The 18408-nt window shown below is 64.7% G+C and carries 12 protein-coding genes; 7 read left to right on the forward strand and 5 right to left on the reverse strand.

The window, feature by feature from the left end:
• The first annotated feature begins 46 nt into the window (after positions 1-46).
• Together FHX11_RS23320 and FHX11_RS23325 are read left to right on the forward strand one after the other, a co-directional pair.
• A complete protein-coding gene (locus FHX11_RS23320) occupies positions 47-1492 on the forward strand; it encodes an MFS transporter (RefSeq protein WP_184361516.1) in 1446 nt (481 codons plus the stop codon).
• A gap of 97 nt (positions 1493-1589) precedes the next feature.
• Positions 1590-1895, forward strand: a complete 306-nt coding sequence (locus FHX11_RS23325; RefSeq protein ID WP_184361519.1) for a hypothetical protein — start codon at positions 1590-1592, stop codon at positions 1893-1895.
• Positions 1896-2018: 123 nt separating this feature from the next.
• Here the strand turns inward: FHX11_RS23325 and FHX11_RS23330 are convergent, their stop codons facing one another.
• Positions 2019-2414 (reverse strand): type II toxin-antitoxin system VapC family toxin, encoded by a 396-nt coding sequence (locus FHX11_RS23330; RefSeq protein ID WP_184361522.1) that lies wholly within the window; start codon positions 2412-2414, stop codon positions 2019-2021.
• Entirely contained in the window at positions 2414-2623 is a 210-nt protein-coding gene (locus tag FHX11_RS23335; protein ID WP_184361525.1) for a type II toxin-antitoxin system VapB family antitoxin, read from the reverse strand. The genes FHX11_RS23330 and FHX11_RS23335 overlap by 1 nt, the downstream gene beginning before the upstream one ends.
• Before the next feature lie 195 nt (positions 2624-2818).
• On the opposite strand from FHX11_RS23335, the gene FHX11_RS23340 reads away from it, so the two are divergent.
• The gene (locus FHX11_RS23340) at positions 2819-4009 is read left to right on the forward strand and encodes an acetyl-CoA C-acyltransferase (protein ID WP_184361528.1); all 1191 of its coding nucleotides are present in this window, start codon (positions 2819-2821) and stop codon (positions 4007-4009) included.
• 283 nt (positions 4010-4292) lie between these two features.
• Here FHX11_RS23340 and cueR read toward each other — a convergent pair whose 3' ends face one another.
• Both cueR and FHX11_RS23350 read right to left on the reverse strand, forming a co-directional pair.
• Complete coding sequence (gene cueR / locus FHX11_RS23345; protein WP_184361531.1) at positions 4293-4679, reverse strand: Cu(I)-responsive transcriptional regulator; 387 nt, start codon at positions 4677-4679, stop codon at positions 4293-4295.
• Entirely contained in the window at positions 4676-7195 is a 2520-nt protein-coding gene (locus FHX11_RS23350; RefSeq protein WP_184361534.1) for a heavy metal translocating P-type ATPase, read from the reverse strand. The genes cueR and FHX11_RS23350 overlap by 4 nt, the downstream gene beginning before the upstream one ends.
• 172 nt (positions 7196-7367) lie before the next feature.
• Between FHX11_RS23350 and FHX11_RS23355 the strand changes: the two genes are divergently transcribed.
• The 4 genes from FHX11_RS23355 (at position 7368) to FHX11_RS23370 (ending at position 16476) form a co-directional block, all read left to right on the forward strand.
• The gene (locus FHX11_RS23355; protein ID WP_184361537.1) at positions 7368-8474 is read left to right on the forward strand and encodes an RHE_PE00001 family protein; all 1107 of its coding nucleotides are present in this window, start codon (positions 7368-7370) and stop codon (positions 8472-8474) included.
• Positions 8475-8768: 294 nt separating this feature from the next.
• Entirely contained in the window at positions 8769-10241 is a 1473-nt protein-coding gene (locus FHX11_RS23360; RefSeq protein ID WP_184361540.1) for an efflux RND transporter periplasmic adaptor subunit, read from the forward strand.
• On the forward strand, positions 10238-13372 hold the full coding sequence (locus FHX11_RS23365; RefSeq protein WP_184361543.1) for an efflux RND transporter permease subunit: 3135 nt from the start codon (positions 10238-10240) through the stop codon (positions 13370-13372). Before FHX11_RS23360 ends, FHX11_RS23365 begins: the two co-directional genes overlap by 4 nt.
• Positions 13369-16476 (forward strand): efflux RND transporter permease subunit, encoded by a 3108-nt coding sequence (locus tag FHX11_RS23370; protein WP_184361546.1) that lies wholly within the window; start codon positions 13369-13371, stop codon positions 16474-16476. The genes FHX11_RS23365 and FHX11_RS23370 overlap by 4 nt, the downstream gene beginning before the upstream one ends.
• A gap of 162 nt (positions 16477-16638) precedes the next feature.
• Here FHX11_RS23370 and FHX11_RS23375 read toward each other — a convergent pair.
• On the reverse strand, positions 16639-18408 hold a 1770-nt coding region (locus FHX11_RS23375; RefSeq protein ID WP_184361549.1), incomplete at its 5' end, for an efflux RND transporter permease subunit.

Genomic DNA, 18408 nt, shown 5'->3' on the forward strand with positions numbered 1-18408 from the left:
GCAGGATCCGGCGATCCTTCAACGCCATCGCCTGAAATCCCATGTCATGACCGCTGTCCAGACAACAGAACCGTCCGCCGAAGAGAGCTTCGGCCGGCAATCCCGCATCATTGCCTTCGTCGTCGCCGTCGCCTTCTTCATGCAGATCCTCGACGGCACCATCGTCACGACATCGCTGCCGCAGATGGCTAGGACATTCGGCGTCGAACCGGTGTCCATGAGCATCGGGATCACGGTCTATCTGCTGACCATGGCCGCCTTCGTGCCGCTGGCCGGCTGGGCGGGCGACCGTTTCGGCGCCCAACGGGTGTTCCTGGCCTCGATCACCCTCTTCACCGTCGCCTCGCTGTTCTGTGGCCTCTCCGGCAATCTCACCGAATTCGTCATCGCGCGGGCCGTGCAGGGCATCGGCAGCGCGCTGATGACGCCCGTGGGACGCATCATCGTGCTGAAAAACGCGCGCAAGTCGGAACTCGTGCATGCCATGTCGATGATCACCTGGCCGGCGCTGACCGCCCCCGTCATCGGCCCGGTGCTCGGCAGTTTCATCACCACCTATTTCAGCTGGCACTGGAACTTTCTGATCAACATCCCGATCGGCATCGTCGGGCTTGCGCTGGTCCTGCGCTTTGTTCCCGATCAGCGCGAAGAGAAGGTCGCACCGCTCGATCTTACCGGCTTCTTTCAATCGGCGGCGGGGCTGACCTTCCTGCTTGCCGGCTTGGAATTCATTGTCCAGGGCACGACGGGTCTTGTGGCCAGCATCGGGTTGATCGCCGCCGGCGTGGTGTTTTCCGTCGTCGCTACCCGGCATTTCATGCGGGTCGAGGCACCGCTTCTCGATCTCTCCGCCTTCAAGGTCCAGACGTTCGCCATGTCGACGCTTTCGGCGGGCACGGCGAGCCGGGTGGCGATCAACGCCACGCCCTTCCTGCTGCCGCTGCTCTTCCAGGTGGGCTTCGGCCAGTCGGCGATCGATGCCGGCACCTATCTGCTCGTCTATTTCGCCGGCAATCTCGGCATGAAGGCGATCACGACGCAGACGCTGAAAGCCTTCGGTTTCCGCAATGTGCTCGTCGTCAACGGTCTGATCTCGTCCGCCAGCATCGGCGGCTTCGCGCTCGTGTCGCCGTCGACCTCGAACTGGCTGATCTACTGTCTCCTGCTGGCGGCCGGCCTGTCGCGCTCGATGAACTTCACGGCGCTGAATACACTCGGTTTTGCCGATATCCACGCCGCACAACGCAGTTCCGCCTCGACCTTGTCCAGCATGCTGCAGCAGGTCTCGCTGTTGCTGGGTGTCGCGGTCGCGGCGGCCGTGCTCAATCTGTCGCGCACGGCCCATGGCGGCGAGACGCTGGCGCTCGTCGATTTTCGCTGGGCCTTCCTGGTCATTGCTTTGATCGGTGCGGTCTCGTCGCTGCGCTTTCTCAGCCTGCCGCCCGATGCCGGCGCGGAAGTGTCGCGGCATCGGATCAAGATGCGATCGTGATGTTCAAAAGCATGCGATATTTGCTCCGACGGCCGCTGTAAATCGGCTTGGCCGCTCCCATATAAACGGGGCATCAACTCCCATAGGAGGCAGTCCCATGCTGCTCAAAACTCTCGCTATTTCGGCCCTCGTCATCGCAATGTCCGGCGCCGCCATGGCCGAACCGGTGCACAAGCATCATCCCAAGAGATTGAAGGTCGACACGATCGAGACCGATATCGGCAATGTCGACCATTCCAAGGACGCGATCCTTCCGGACGGCACCATCAATACCGATCCCTCGGTCACCGGCCCGATCCGCGCCGGCGATTCGATTTCCCGGCTGCAATGCGCGGCCGCGCCGGCCTCCGTCGGCGTGCGCTCGAACACATATACCGCAGGTCCGGCCTCGCTTTGTCCCTGATGGCCCTGGCGTATCGGGTGGTTTAGAACGTCTCAGCGCTTCATCGAATCGCTGAGACGTTCTAACTTTTATTTTTACGCAACTCCGGACGGAAAACCGCTGCGCACTTTTCCTGGAATTGCTTTAAGCCAGTTCGATATCGGTCCGGCTGAACCGCTCGCCTTTCGACAATAGCGGCTGGCGATAATAGCGGGCGCAGGCATAGGTCATGCAATCGTCGAAGCCGAGGGCTGCCGGATGGTGGCCCTCGCCGTAAAGCGCCTGCGCCTCGACCGCGATAAAGGCGGCGCGCGGCGGAATGGCGAGCAGCTGGATGTTCATCAGCTGCAGGAAGGTGCGGACGGCGTCGCCGGCGTCGATAGCCGGCAATCCGAGGCGGGCGGCGACATCGATCGCCGCGCGCGCCGCCGCCATCGGCGAGGTCATGCGGGTCGTCGTCGCCTCCATGCGCGCGGCGAAGCGACGGGCTTCCTCTTCATCGGTCATCATGGCGGACAATATGGATGCGTCGATGAACATCAGGCTTCCCCGGCCTTTTCGGCCGCCTTCTGTTTCAGATTGCGGCAGAAGGCGGCGGCGACATCGGCAAGCGCGGGCTTGGCGAGTTCCTCGTCCAGCGCCTTTTGCAAGGCCAGCCGCACGGCCTCGGTTTTGGTGGAGCTTTTCGTCAGCGCCTGATAGCGTCGCGCCAGCCGATCGATGGCGTCGTCCTTGATGTAGAGGGGCATGGGATATCCGATGTGTGAAACACGGATATCCATAGGGCAAATCGCCGGAGAGAACAATCGTCTCAGTGGTCATCGCGCATCGGGAGGGAGGAGCTTTTGCCGGGGGAGCATTTTCGGCATATTATATATGACGAACATCATCTAACGTGCTAGCAATAGTATCGACACCGTATCTGCAGACTGGGAGGAGCCATCATGTCCGCAATCGATCCCGTCGTCATCGTTTCCGCCACGCGCACGCCGCTCGGGCGCTTCCAGGGCGAGTTGTCCTCCCTGCAGGCGCCGGAGCTTGGTGCGCATGTGATCCGCGCCGCGCTGGAGCGCGCAGGCCTGGCGGCGGAAAAGGTGGATGAGGTTCTGTTCGGCTGCGTGCTGCCGGCGGGTCAGGGGCAGGCGCCGGCCCGTCAGGCGGCGCGCGGCGCGGGACTGCCGGACGCGGTGGGCGCCACGACCATCAACAAGGTCTGCGGCTCCGGCATGAAGGCGACGATGCTGGCGCATGACCTGATCCTCGCCGGTTCGGCATCGATCGCGGTGTCCGGCGGCATGGAATCCATGTCGAACGCTCCCTATCTGCTGGCCAAGGCGCGCGGCGGCTATCGCATGGGTCATGATCGCATCTTCGACCACATGATGCTCGACGGGCTGGAGGATGCCTATGAGAAGGGCCGCTCCATGGGCGATTTCGGCGAGCTGGCGGTGGAGGCCTATCAGTTCAGCCGCGACGATCAGGATGCCTATGCTGTGGAGACGCTGTCGCGTGCCCGCAACGCCGCCGAGACCGGTGCTTTCGAGGCCGAGATCACCCCGATTTCCGTCGCCGCCAAGGGCGGGCCGGTGACGATCGCCAAGGACGAGCATCCGCAGAAGGTTTCGCCGGAAAAGATCCCGACGCTGAAGCCGGCCTTCCGCAAGGACGGCACGATCACTGCCGCCAGCGCCTCGGCCAATGCCGATGGCGCCGCCGCCCTGATCCTGACCCGGCGTTCGGTCGCCGAGCGCGAGGGACTGCCGATCCTTGCCGAGATCAAGGCGCATGCCACCCATTCCCAGGAGCCCGCCTGGTACACGACCGCGCCGATCCCGGCGATCCGCAAGGTGCTGGACAAGAGCGGTTGGAAGGTCGGCGATGTCGACCTTTTCGAGATCAACGAGGCCTTCGCCGTCGTCGCCATGGCCGCCGCCAAGGACCTCGGCATCGCCCGCGACCGCCTCAACATCAACGGCGGCGCCTGCGCGCTGGGTCACCCCATCGGCGCCACCGGCGCACGGCTGATCGTGACGCTGCTGCATGCGCTGGAGCGCCAGGGCGCGCGTCGCGGCGTTGCGGCGCTCTGCATCGGCGGCGGCGAGGCGACGGCGATTGCGGTGGAGAGGGTTGGGTGAGGGGAGTGATATAGGGGCGGCAAAAGCGGGGCCTATCTCGCCCCTGGCGGGCGAGAAAGCAATTTCACTGGTTTAGGAATTGCGACACGATAGGTTCGGCAGCTTCAAAAGCTCAGCGCAATTTCTAAGCCATTGAAATTGCAAGAGCGGGGGTCCGTGTCTTGTTCGTTGTGCTTCTGGAAAGTATGTGCGTCCCTGCCTACCCCCTCTCTTGCAAAATCTAGCACTTAGCTAAAGCTAAATGCTGATTTTGCTTTCTCGCCCGCAAGGGGCGAGATAGGCCTCACCCCTCCGACAGTTCCTCCAAGATCGGGCAATCCGGCCGCTCGTTGCCATGGCAGGCGTGCACCAGATGCTCCAACGTCTGGCGCAGTTCCGTGAGTTCGCGGATCTTGCGGTCGATCTCGGTGAGCTTCGTGCTGGCGATCTCCTTGACGTCGGCGCTGGCGCGGCTCTTGTCTTCGTAGAGGGCCAGCAATTGCCGGCATTCGTCGACGGAGAAACCGAGGCTGCGGGAGCGGTGCAGGAAGCGCAGCTTGTGCACGTCGTCGGCGCCGTAGTCGCGATAGCCGTTGTCGCTCCGGTCCGGGCGGATGAGGCCGATATCCTCGTAGTAGCGGATCGTCTTGGCCGGCAGGCCGGAGCGGCCGGATGCTTCGCCGATATTCATCTGGACACTCCCAATTTTGCCAGCCGCAGCCGGAGCGCGTTGGCGATCACCGAGACCGAGGACAGACTCATGGCCGCCGCCGCGATCATCGGCGACAGGAGCAGGCCAAAGACCGGGTAGAGCACGCCGGCGGCCAGCGGCACGCCGAGCGCATTATAGCCGAAGGCGAAGGCGAGATTCTGCTTGATGTTGCGGATGGTCGCTTCCGACAGGTGGCGTGCCCGCACGATGCCGTTGAGATCGCCCTTCACCAGCGTGATGCCGGCGCTTTCCATGGCGACATCGGCGCCGGTGCCCATGGCGATGCCGACATCGGCGGCGGCGAGCGCCGGCGCATCGTTGACGCCGTCGCCGGCCATGGCGACGATATGGCCTTTGGCCCGCAGCTCGTCGATCAGGGCCTTCTTGCTCTCGGGCAGCATGTCGGCGCGCACCTCGTCGATGTTGAGTGTTCTGGCAACGGCGGCGGCGGTCTTGCCATTGTCGCCGGTCGCCATGACGATCTTCAACCCGCTCTCATGCAGCGCCTTGATGGCGGCCGCCGTGGTCGGCTTGATGCGGTCGGCGACGGCGACAAGGCCGGCGAGCTTGCCGTCGATGGCGATGAACATCACCGTCTTGCCTTCGCCGCGCAGACGCTCGGTCTCGGCCTTCAGGGCGTCGGTCGCGACACCAAGATCGGCCATCATCGCGGCATTGCCGAGCGCGATGACGGTGTCGCCGGCGCGGCCCTTGACGCCCTTACCGGTTACCGCCGAGAAGCCGGAAATATCGACGAAGCGCGCGCCACGTTCCTCGGCCCCGGCAACGATAGCCTCGGCCAGCGGATGTTCCGAGCCGCGCTCCAGGCTGGCGGCGAGCGACAGAAGACGCGCTTCCTCGATGCCGGCGGCCGTGGCGATGTCGGTCAGATTCGGCTTGCCTTCGGTCAGGGTGCCCGTTTTGTCGACGATCAGCGTGTCGACCTTGGCGAAGCGCTCCAGCGCCTCGGCGTCGCGCACCAGCACGCCTTCCTGCGCGCCACGGCCAGTGGCGATCATGATCGACATCGGCGTTGCGAGCCCGAGCGCGCAAGGGCAGGCGATGATCAGCACGGCGACGGCGGCCAGCAGCGCATGCGCCAGCCGCGGCTCCGGTCCGACAAAGGCCCAGACGGCGAAGGCGACGATGGCGGCCGCGACGACGGTGGGCACGAAGACGGCGGAGACGCGGTCGACCATGGTCTGGATCGGGGCGCGCGAGCGCTGTGCCTTGGCGACGAGCTCGACGATGCGCGACAGCGTCGTCTCAGTGCCGACCTTTTCGGCCAGCATGACCAGCGTGCCGTTCTTGTTGATGGTGCCGCCGGTCAAGGCATCGCCCTTGGCCTTTTCGACCGGCAGGGGTTCGCCCGTGATCATCGATTCATCGATGGTCGATTGCCCGTCGATCACGGAACCGTCGACGGGCACACGCTCGCCGGGGCGCACGCGCAGCCGGTCGCCGGCCTGGATCTCGTCGACGGGCACATCCGCCTCGCTGCCATCGGCGCCGATGCGCCGGGCCTGCTTGGGTGCGAGATCGAGCAGCGCGCGGATAGCGGACCCCGTGCGCTCACGGGCTTTCAATTCCAGCACCTGGCCGACGAAGACCAGCGCGACGATGACGGAGGCCGCCTCGAAATAAACCGGCACGCTTTCGCCATGGCCACGGAAACTCATGGGGAACAGGCCGGGCGCCAGCGTGGCGACGAGGCTGTAGAGATAGGCGGTGCCGACGCCGAGGCCGATCAGCGTCCACATGTTGGGGCTGCGGTTGACGAGCGAATTCCAGGCGCGGCGGAAGAAGGGCAGGGCCGCCCACAGCACCACCGGCGTCGCCAGCGCAAGCTCGATCCAGGTGGCGATGGATTCGCCGATCCGGTCGCGCAGTGGCAGGCCGAGCATTGGACCCATGCTGATGGCAAGCAGCGGCAATGACAGGGCGGCGCTGATCCAGAGCCGGCGGGTGAAATCGACAAGCTCCGGGTTCGGACCTTCATCGGCGGCGGGCACGCCCATCGGCTCCAGCGCCATGCCGCATTTCGGGCAATCGCCCGGATGGTCGCTGACGACCTCGGGATGCATCGGGCAGGTATAGAGCGTGCCCTTGGGCATGGGCTTCGCCGCCGGGCGGTTGCCGTTGAGATAGGCAGCCGGATCGGCCTCGAATTTGCTCTTGCAGCCGGCGGAGCAGAAGTAGAATTTCTCGCCCTCGTGCTTCAGGAAGTGGCGCGCGGCGGCGCGGTCGACAGTCATGCCGCAGACCGGGTCCTTCGCGCTCAGATAATTTTCCGGCGCGGCCTCGAATTTCTTGCGGCAGCCGTCGCAGCAGAAATGGAAGGTGCGGCCCTGATAGTCCAGCGACGGCTTGCCGGCGTTCGGATCGACGGTCATGCCACAGACGGGATCGCGGATCACCGCATCCTGGTCCGTGCCGTGATGATGGTGGTGATCGTGGCCGTGATGGCTGTGGTCGTGTTCGTCATGCAATGCCATGAAAGACTCCAGTGCCCGGATGTGAGCGTCGGATAGGCTTATGGACCTTCCAGTCACTGGAAGGTCAAGAGGAAAATAGTGATCTCCGTCCACAGATGGAAGAGGGTGCTTTCTATCTCGATGCGGGCGAGGATGATAAGTTCCGCAAGATCGAACCAGCCATGCGATTCCAATGCGATATGATATTTCCAATCTGCCGCTGACGACGCTCCTGCCTGCCATTGCCAGGGCGGAGGACATGCTGGCGCGGCTGGACGAGCGCGTCCTGCGGCATGCGGTTGGCGATGGTTTTCGCGAGCGCGGCCATTTTTTCGATGCGGTCGGCGCACTCTGGGTCGGCGGCGAGCTGGTGCATGTCGAGGATCTGGTGCTGCATGATGCGCGCATGGATACGCGCACCCCGACGCATGAGCTGACCATCGCCCATGCCGTGCTGCGGTCGCGGCGGCGACTGTGGAACGCCGAGCCCAACTGGGGGCTGGAAACGGCCGGCCTTGCCGTCCTGCGCGGCGATCTCGGCGAGGCCGAGGAAAGCAGCATCTTCCGTCCCGCGCCTCTAGAGATCGCGGAAACCGAAGACGAGGATCCGGAGGAAGAGGATGATTTCGGCGTCGACTTTTCCGAGATCGATGCCGTCATTGCCCGATCCGACCGGGTGCTGAACGGTGAGGTGCCGGAGCCCCGCGCGGTGACCGTGAACGATCCGCTCGGCCTGATCCATGACGAGGACTGGGACGAGGACGAGCGGCTGGAGAGCTGGCGCGCCGTCATTCGTCAGGCCGATCTTCTGCCGCCTGCCTTGGGCGCGGCCGTGCTCTTCGACGCCTGGGAGCGGATCGAGCCGCTGAGGCGGCAGCATTGGCTGGGCAGCCTGTTGGTCAGCGCCTATTTGCGCAGCCGGGAAAAGGTCGCCTCGCATCTCTTCTGCCTGAATGTCGGCCTGAAATCGATCCGCCACGAACGCCGCCGCTCGCCGGACCGCACCACGCGGCTGACAGCCTTTCTCGAAGCCATGGCGCTGTCGGCCGATAGTGGGCTGAAGGAGCTGGACCGCCTGTCGCTTGCCAAGCTGCAGATGGAGCGGCGGCTGAAGGACCGGCGCTCGAACAGCAGCCTGCCCGGCGTCATCGACATCGTTCTGTCGCGACCGATCGTTTCCGCCAAGATGATTGCCCGCCATGTCGGCGTCACCTCCCGCGGCGCCTTGAACCTGGTGTCGGAACTCGGCGTGCGCGAGATGACAGGGCGCGGACGGTATCGCGGCTGGGGTGTGCTCTGATCCCGACCCTCGGATGAGGAATCTGAGGTCACGCCGTCGCCCTGCTACCACAGGATGCAGAGGCTGATGGCGCCGATTGCCGGAGATGACGAAACCGTGGGCCAATGCTCGTCCAATCACAACCACAACCCTGATTTTTACCGAATGTAACGATTCGTTGCAGCTGGCCACGCGAAAATGGACAAAATTTAATGGCCATACCAAATTCCTAAGCAGGGCGATGCAAGTTAAGGTCGCGCCACTGTTGCGTCGGCGGATCGTCCAGGGCTGGCGTCTGTGAAGGAAGGTATATCGATGGCTCGGACATTTCGGGTCCTGATCTCCGTAGCGGTCATTGGCGCCGTGGCCTATGGCGCCTATGTGACGCGCGATCGCTGGCTGGGCAGCGCCGAGCGGCTGCTCGGCATTCAGGGGCCGGCCGCGCCCGGCGAGCAGGCCCAGGGCGAACGCCGTGGCGGCCAGGGGCAGGGCTTCGGCCAGGGTGGCGGACGACGGCGCGGCAGCCTGTCGCAATTCAGCGGCCCCGTGCCGGTGCTCGCGGCGGATGCGGCGACCACGGACGTGCCCGTTTATATCGACGGCGTCGGTTCGGTGAAGGCGCTGAACACGGTGACCGTGCGCGCCCAGGTGAACGGCAAGATCGTCGAGATCGATTTCGAAGAGGGACAGGACATCAGAAAGGGCGATGTCATCGCCCGGATCGACGATGCCGTCTACAAGGCGCAGCTCGATCAGGCGATCGCCAAGAAGGCGCAGGACGAAGCCTTGCTCGCCGGCGCCCAGCGCGATCTCGCCCGCTATCAGCTCATGGTGAAGAGCGCTTCGGGCACGCAGCAGCAGGTCGACACGCAATTGTCGCTGGTGGCGCAATATACCGCGCAGATCCAGTCCGATCAGGCCGCCATCGAAAGCGCGCAGGCGACGCTCGACTATACGACGATCAAGGCGCCGATCGACGGGCGCACCGGCATCCGCAATGTCGATATCGGCAATCTCGTCAGCTCGTCCGATACGACGGGCATTGTCACGTTGTCGCAGATCAGGCCGATCTCGGTTCTGTTCTCCATTCCGCAGCAGCAGCTTGCCCGCGTCAATGCCGCCAGCGCCGCCGGTTCGCTGTCCGTCCAGGCGATGGGAGGCGACGGCCAGACGGTGGTCGACAATGGTTCGCTGGCGGTGGTGGACAACCAGGTCGATCCGACCACGGGCACCGTGAAGCTGAAGGCCAATTTCCCGAACGACAAGCTGGCGCTCTGGCCGGGCGCTTTCGTCAATGCCCGCTTGCTGGTGGAGACGCTGAAGGGCGTCACCGTCATCCCAACGGCCGCCGTGCAGCGCGGGCCGAACGGCACCTTCGTCTATATCGTCAAGCCGGATCAGACGGTTGCCATGAAGCCGGTGAAGGTGCGTCTGCAGGACGATGCCCAGGCCGTCATCGCCGAGGGCGTCGTTGCCGGCGACAAGGTGGTCACGACCGGCTTCGCGCGGCTTCAGGACGGCTCGAAGGTGCAGATTTCGCAGGGCGCGGCAGCGCCAGATGCGACGGCACCGGCTGCGGATGGCCAGCCGGTCGCCGAAAACGCCGCGCCGGGCGCCGGCAACGACGGACAGAGGCCGCATCGCCAGCACAATGGCCAGGGCGACGGCAATGGCGGCCATCGCAAACACAATGCCGATGGCGCCGGCAGCGCCAATTCCGGCGCCAATGCGAATGGTGGCGCGCCCGCCTCGACCGGTTCGACAACCACACAGACGCAACAGCAATGAACGTCTCGTCGCTCTTCATCTCCCGGCCGATCGCCACCTCGCTTCTCGGGGTGGCGGTGCTGTTGGGCGGCATTCTCGGCTTTCTCTTCCTGCCGGTCGCGCCACTGCCGCAGGTGGATTTTCCGACGATCCGGGTGACGACGCAATTGCCGGGCGCCGATCCCGACACGATGGCGGCGCTGGTGACCGCGCCGCTGGAACGGCCGCTCGGCCAGATCCCGTCGCTGGCATCGATGACCTCGTCCAGCGCCTTCGGCATCAGCCAGATCACGCTGCAATTCGATCTCGGCCGCGATATAGACGGGGCGGCGCAGGACGTGCAGGCGGCGATCAACGCCGCCGGATCGACGCTGCCGCGCACGCTGCCCTATCCGCCGACCTATGCGAAGGTGAACCCCGCCGATACGCCGATCGTGACGCTGGCGCTGCGCTCGAACAGCTATTCGATCCGCGAACTCAGCGATTTCGCCGATACGATGATGGCGCAGCGCCTCAGCGAAGTCTCCGGCGTCGGCGACGTCAATATCCAGGGCGGCGTCAAGCCCGCCATCCGCATCCAGGCCGACCTGCCGCGTCTTGCCTCCTATGGGCTGGCGCTGGAGGATCTGCGCACGGCGATCACCAATGCCAGCGTCGCCGGCGCCAAGGGGGCGCTGGACGGCACGCAGCAGAGTTTTACCCTCGCCGCCAACGACCAGATCGTCGATCCCAATATCTACAAATCCATCATCGTCGCCTACCGCAACGATGCGCCGGTGCTCTTGAAGGATGTCGCCACCGTCGTCGAGGGGTTGGAGAACAACCGCGTCGGCGCCTGGTATCAGGGCCAGCCCGCCGTCATCCTCGACGTCATGCGCCAGCCGGGCGCCAATGTCATCCAGACGGTCGAGAGCGTGCTGAAGCAGATCCCGCGCCTGAAGCAGGCAATGCCGGCCGGTATCTCGCTCGAGATCGTCAACGACCGCACGGAAACGATCCGGGCCTCGATCCATGACGTGCAATGGACGCTGGTGGTCAGCATCGGCCTCGTCATTCTCGTCGTGCTGCTATTCCTGCGCACGATCACGGCGACCTTCATCGCCGGCGTGGCCCTGCCGCTGTCGCTGATCGCCACCTTCGGCGTCATGTGGTTTGCCGGCTTCAGTCTCGACAATCTCTCGCTGATGGCGCTGACCATCGGCACCGGCTTCGTGGTCGACGACGCCATCGTGATGATCGAGAACATCGCCCGCCATATCGAGGAAGGCGAGAACCCGATGCAGGCGGCGCTGAAGGGCGCCGGCGAGATCGGCTTCACCATCATTTCGCTGACCGTCTCGCTGGTTGCCGTCTTCATTCCGCTGCTGTTCATGACCGGCATCGTCGGGCGCATGTTCCGCGAGTTCGCGCTGACACTGACCATCGCCGTCGTCGTGTCGGCGGTGATCTCGCTCACCCTGACGCCGATGATGTGCGCCCGCATCCTGCGCAAGCCGAGAGAGCATCGCGGCGGCATCCTGGCGGGTGCCGACCGCTTCATGGAATGGCTGATCGAGCACTATCGCCGCAGCCTGGTCTGGGCGGTGGACCGCAGCGCCCTGATGCTGGTCGTCACCGTCGTCACGCTCGCCGCGACCGTCGCGCTCTATATCGTCATCCCCAAGGGCTTCCTGCCGCCGCAGGATACCGGCCTGATCACCGCCGTCATCGAGACCGAGCCGACCACCTCCTTCGAGGCCATGAAGCAGACACAGGAGACCGTCGCCGGCCGGCTGCGCACCGACCCGGACGTCAAGGGCGTCGTCTCGGTCATCGGCACCAGCGCCAGCAATCTGACGCTCAATACCGGCAATCTCAGCCTCATCCTGAAGCCGAGAAGCGAGCGCGAGGCGTCGGCCGCCGAGATCATCGACCGCATGCGCGGCGAGGTGGCCGATCTGCCCGGCATCCACGTCACCTTCCAGAGCGTGCGCGACATCTCGATCAGCACCCGCGTCAGCCGCGCACCCTATCAATACACGCTGACCGGCACCGATACGGCGACCGTGGTCGACTGGTCGGCGAAGCTGGCACAGCGGCTGCAGCAGAGCCCGAAACTGATCGACGTCGCCTCCGAGGTCGAGATGGGCGGCGGCCGCATCTTCGTCAATGTCGACCGTGAGACCGCCTCGCGCCTCGGCGTGTCGATGCAGGCCGTCAGCGACACGCTGAACGACGCTTTCGGCCAGCGCCAGATCGCCACCATCTACGGTCAGTCCAACCAGTATCGCGTCATTCTGGAGGCGGCGCCGCAATATCAGTCAGACCCGAAATCGCTCGGCAAGCTCTATGTCGCCGGCGCCAACGACACGCAGGTGCCGCTCAACGCCTTCACCACCGCTTCGTTCACGACGGCGCCGCTGGTCATCAGCCATGACGAACAGTTCCCGGCCGTCACCATCAGCTTCGATCTCGCCAAGGGTGCCTCGCTCAGCGAGGCGGTCGCCGAGATACAGGCGGCCGAGCAGGATATCGGCATGCCCAGCTCGATCCAGCGCCGCTACTCGGGCGATGCCGAGGAATTCGCCTCCTCGCTCGCCGGCGAGCCGTGGCTGATCCTGGCCGCCGTCGTGACGATCTACATCGTGCTCGGCCTGCTCTATGAGAGCGCGGTACATCCGGTGACGATCCTGTCGACGCTGCCGTCGGCCGGCGTCGGCGCGCTGCTGGCGCTGATGCTGTTCGGGCAGGACCTGTCGATCATCGCGCTGATCGGCATCGTGCTCTTGATGGGCATCGTCAAGAAGAATGCCATCATGATGATCGATTTCGCGCTGGAGGCGGAGCGCGGGGAGGGGCTGGCACCGCGCGAGGCGATCCTGAAGGCGTCGATCCTGCGCTTCCGCCCGATCATGATGACGACGCTCGCCGCGCTCTTCGGCGCGTTGCCGCTGGCGCTGGCGCAGGGGACCGGCGCTGAGCTGCGCGTGCCGCTGGGCATCACCATCATTGGCGGCCTGGTGCTCTCGCAGCTGCTGACGCTCTATACGACGCCGGTCATCTATCTCGCCTTCGAGCGCCTGCGCGCCCGCGTCGTCGGACGGCCGACCGGCACGCCGGCCCCCGATCTCGAAGAGGCCATTCTTGATAAAGCCAGGGGTGGTGGCAGATGAACCTCTCCGAGCCGTTCATCAAACGTCCTGTCGGAACGACGCTTCTGGCGATCGGGCTGGTGATCCTCGGCATCGTCTCCTATCGCTTCCTGCCGGTGGCGAGCCTGCCGACCGTCGATCTGCCGACCATCGTCGTTTCCGCCAGCCGTCCAGGCGCCGATCCCGCCAGCATGGCGGCAAGCGTCGCCGCTCCGTTGGAGCGGCATCTCGGGACCATTGCCGGCATCACGCAATTGACCTCAGTGAGCTCGCTCGGGTCGAGCAGCATCGTCGCGCAATTCGACCTGTCGCGCAGCGTCGACGGCGCGGCGCAGGATGTGCAGGCGGCGCTGAACGCGGCGGCGACCGACCTGCCCGGCGACCTGCCGACATTGCCGTCCTTCCGCAAGATCAATCCGGCCGCGGCGCCGGTGCTGATCCTGGCTTTGACCTCCGACAACGTCTCGGCGAGCGCCATCTATGACGCGGCCGACACGGTGGTCGTGCAGCGCATCTCGCAGGTGGACGGCGTCGGCGGCGTCACCGTCAGCGGCGCCGACCAGCCGGCCGTGCGCGTCCGGCTCGATCCCGACCGTCTCTCCGCCATGGGCCTGTCGCTCGACGCCGTGCGCACCGCGATCGTCAATGCCAGCGTGCTCGGCCCGATCGGCTCGATCGACGGCGGCACGGGCGGCTTTTCCATCGCCATGAACGGGCAGCTGCGGACGCCGGAGGATTACGGCCGGATCATCGTGCAGAGTGGCGACGGCACGGCGGTACGTTTGGCCGATATCGCCACCGTCGAGCCCGGCGTGCGCAACAGCCGCTCGGACGCCTGGTATGACGGCAAGCCGGCGGTGCTGCTCAACATCACCAAGGAGGCGGATGCCAATGTCATCGCCACCGTCGATGGCGTCAAGGCGCTGATCCCGGAGCTGCAGCGGCTGATCCCGGCCGGCGTGCGCATCGCGGTCCTCTCCGATCGCACGACGACGATCCATGCCAGCGTCACCGACATGCAGTGGACGCTGCTGGCGACCATCTGCCTGGTCATGGCGGTGGTCTTCACCTTCCTGCGGCGCGCCACCCCGACCTTTGCCGCCGGCGTCACCGTGCCGCTGTCACTGTGCGGCACCTTTGCCGCCATGTGGCTGTTCGGCCTGTCGATCGACAATCTGTCGCTGATGGCGCTGGCGGTCTCCGTCGGTTTCGTCGTCGACGATGCCATCGTGATGATCGAGAATATCTACGCCAATCTCGAAAGCGGCATGAAGCCGATGCGGGCCGCCCTTGAGGGAGCCAGGCAGATCGGTTTCACCGTCATTTCGATCAGCCTGTCGCTGCTCGCCGCCTTCATTCCGCTCTTCTTCATGGGCGGCATCGTCGGCCGGTTCTTCCAGACCTTCTCGCTGACGCTCGGCTTCACCATCGTCGTCTCGACGCTGGTATCACTGACGCTGACGCCGATGATCTGCGGCCATCGTCTGCGGGCGCATGACATGGAGGCGAAGCCTGGCCTGTTCGGCCGGATCGTCGAGGGAACGCTTGGCGTCGTCACCGATGTCTACGGCCGGACGCTGAAGGCGGTGCTGCACCATCGGGTGCTGTCGGTCCTCGTCATTTTCGCCTGCGTCGTCATGTCTGCCTATCTCTATGTCAAGGTGCCGAAGGGTTTCATTCCGCAGGACGATACCGGCTTCATCCAGGGCGGCACGCAGGCGGCGACCGATATTTCCTATCCGGCCATGGTCAAGTTGCAGCAGCAGGCGGCCGATCTGGTCGCCGAGGATCCGGCGGTTTCCGGCGTCGGCTCGTCGGTGGGCGGCGGCGGCTTTTCCAGCTCGATCAATCGCGGCCAGCTCTTCATCTCGCTGAAGCCGGAGGCGGAGCGCGTGCCGACCGCGGAGGTGATCGACCGTCTGCGCAAGCAGCTGATGGCCATTCCCGGCCTCAGCACCTTCCTGTTTTCGCCGGGCGACATCCGCGCCGGCGCGCGCCAGTCGCAGTCGCAATATCAGTTCACGCTCTGGGGCGCGAATTACGATGAGCTGGTGGACTGGGCGCCGAAGGTGATGGCGCGCATGCAGACCCTGCGGGAGCTGACCGATGTCGCCACCGACCGGCAGCCGAACGGTCTGCAGGCGACGGTCAACATCAACCGCAGCGAGGCTTCCCGGCTCGGCGTCAACATTCAGGCCATCGACGCGGCCCTCAACAACGCCTTCGCGCAGCGGCAGATCTCGACGATCTATACCCAGCGCAATCAGTATCGCGTCGTGCTGGAGGCCGATCCGGACTATGCCCGCGACCCCAACGATATTTCCAAGCTCTATGTGCCGGGGGCGGGCGGCATCCAGGTGCCGCTCAGCGCCGTGGCGTCGATCGACCGCACGCTGGCGCCGCTGGTGGTCAATCATCAGGGACAATATCCGTCCGTGACCATCTCCTACAATCTGGCGCTCAACACGCCATTGCAGGCGGCGAACGACGCCATCCAGAAGGCGGTGCTGGACATGCATCTGCCCGACGACCTGCATGCGGATTTCGCCGGAGATGCGGCGAGCGTCACGCAATCCTCCAGCAGTCAGCCGCTCTTGCTGCTGGCGGCGCTGCTGACGGTCTATATCGTGCTCGGTATCCTCTATGAGAGCCTGGCGCATCCGCTGACCATCATCTCGACGCTGCCGTCGGCGGGCCTGGGGGCGCTGCTGGCGCTGCTCGTCAGCGGCACGGAATTGACCATCATCGCCTTCATCGGCATCATCCTCCTGATCGGCATCGTCAAGAAGAACGGCATCATGATGGTGGATTTCGCGCTTCAGGGCGAGCGCATGCTCGGCCTGTCGTCGGAAGAGGCCATCTACCAGGCCTGCCTCAAGCGCTTTCGGCCGATCCTGATGACGACGCTGGCGGCGCTGATGGGCGCCATTCCGCTGATCATCGCCACCGGCCCCGGCGCCGAACTGCGCCGTCCGCTCGGCATCACCATCCTCGGCGGCCTCGTCGTGTCGCAGGTGCTGACGCTCTATACGACGCCGATCATCTATCTGATGCTGGCCAAGCTGCACGCCAAGTGGTCGCCGAAGGCACAGCCGTTGCCGTCGGTTCCGGCTTCCTTAAGCTGAAACGGTCCCAGTTCTCGCATTGCAGATATCGTTCCTGCCATTGTTTCCGGCTCCCATTGAGCCAGGAAAGCAAAAGGCTCCCGTGGGTAACACCGGAGCCTTTTGCTTGAGCATGGATTTAAAGCCGCCCACTCTTCAGTGCCGAGAGTGGGCGGATATTTGCTAATGCGCGGCGCCGGTATCAGGCGCCGGCGTCTCCTGCGTGGTCACGGGGCCAATCCGACCCTTGAAGACGCGGCGGACGGAGACGAAGAGCAGCGGGATGAAGAAGATGCCGAGCACGGTCGCCGAGATCATGCCGCCCATGACGCCGATGCCGATCGAGTTCTGGCTGCCGGAGCCGGCACCGTTGGCGACGGCGAGCGGCATAACGCCGAGAATGAAGGCGAGCGAGGTCATCAGGATCGGCCGCAGCCGCTGGCGGGCGGCCTCCAGCGTCGCCTGCACCAGATCCTTGCCGCTCGCCTGCTGCTCGATGGCGAATTCGACGATCAGGATGGCGTTCTTGGCCGCCAGACCTATGGTGGTCAGCAGGCCGACCTTGAAATAGACATCGTTCGACTGGCCGAACAGGGTGGCGGCGAGCAGCGCCCCGAAGATGCCGATCGGCACCGACAGCATGACGGCGAGCGGGATCGACCAGCTTTCATAGAGGGCGGCGAGCGCCAGGAAGACGACGAGGATGGAGATGGCGTAGAGCTGGGTCGCCTGGTTGCCGGAGAGCTTCTCCTGGGCCGACAGGCTGGTCCATTCATGGCTGAAGCCGGGCGGCAGGGAAGCCATGATCTTGTCGATCTCGTTCATGGCATCGCCGGAGGAGATGCCGGCGGCGGCGGAACCCTGGATTTCGACGGCGGACGAACCGTTATAGCGCTCGAGACGCGGCGAGCCATAGGTCCATTCACCCTTGGAGAAGGCGGAGAAGGGCACCATGGCACCGTCGGAATTGCGCACGTACCAGCGGCCGAAATCCTCCGGCTGCATGCGGAAATTCTTGTCGGCCTGGACATAGACCTTCTTCACACGACCACGATCGATGAAGTCGTTGACATAGGTGCCGCCCCAGGCGGTCGACAGTGTCGTGTCTATGTCGGAGAGCGTGATGTTCAGCGCGCTCGCCTTTTCCTGGTCGATATTCACCGAATATTGCGGCGTGTCTTCCTGGCCATTCGGACGGGTGCCGAAGAGGCTCTTATTCTGGGCCGCAGCACCAAGCAGCTGGTTGCGGGCGGCGATCAGGGCCGCATGGCCGGCGCCGTTGATGTCCTTGATGAAGAAGTCGAAGCCGCTCGAACTGCCGAAGCCGGGGATGGCCGGCGGGGCAAGCGCGAAGACGCTGCCGTCCTTGATCTTGGAGAAGGCGCCCATCGCGCGGCCGGCAATGGCCTGCGCCTTCGACTGCGGCGTCTTGCGCTCGGCAAAATCCTTCAACCTCACGAAAACGATGCCGACATTCTGGCCCTGGCCGCTGAAGCCGAAGCCGGCAACGGCGAATGCGCCTTCGACATAGTCTTTCTCGTTGTTGAGATAGTAGTCCTTGACCTGGTTGAGCACGGCCCAGGTGCGTGAATCCGTGGCGCCTGGCGGAAGCTGGATGGCGGTGAGCAGGATGCCCTGGTCTTCATCGGGCAGGAACGAGCTCGGCAGGCGGTTGAACAGATAGCCGACAGCGCCACCGATCAGCACGAAGATCAGCAGGAAGACGGCACTCCGGCGGATCATGCCGTGAATGCCGCTTTGATAACGCAGCGTCGCGCGCTCGAAATTGCGGTTGAACCAGCCGAAGGCGCCGCGTTGCTTGGCGCCATGCTCGGGCGCCTTGAGGATCGTCGCGCAAAGCGCCGGCGTCAGGATCAGCGCCACGATGACAGACAGGATCATCGCCGAGACGATCGTCACCGAGAACTGCCGGTAGATGACGCCGACCGAGCC

Origin of the sequence: Rhizobium sp. BK602 (assembly GCF_014195095.1) — a bacterium.
Taxonomy (GTDB): Bacteria; Pseudomonadota; Alphaproteobacteria; order Rhizobiales; family Rhizobiaceae; genus Rhizobium.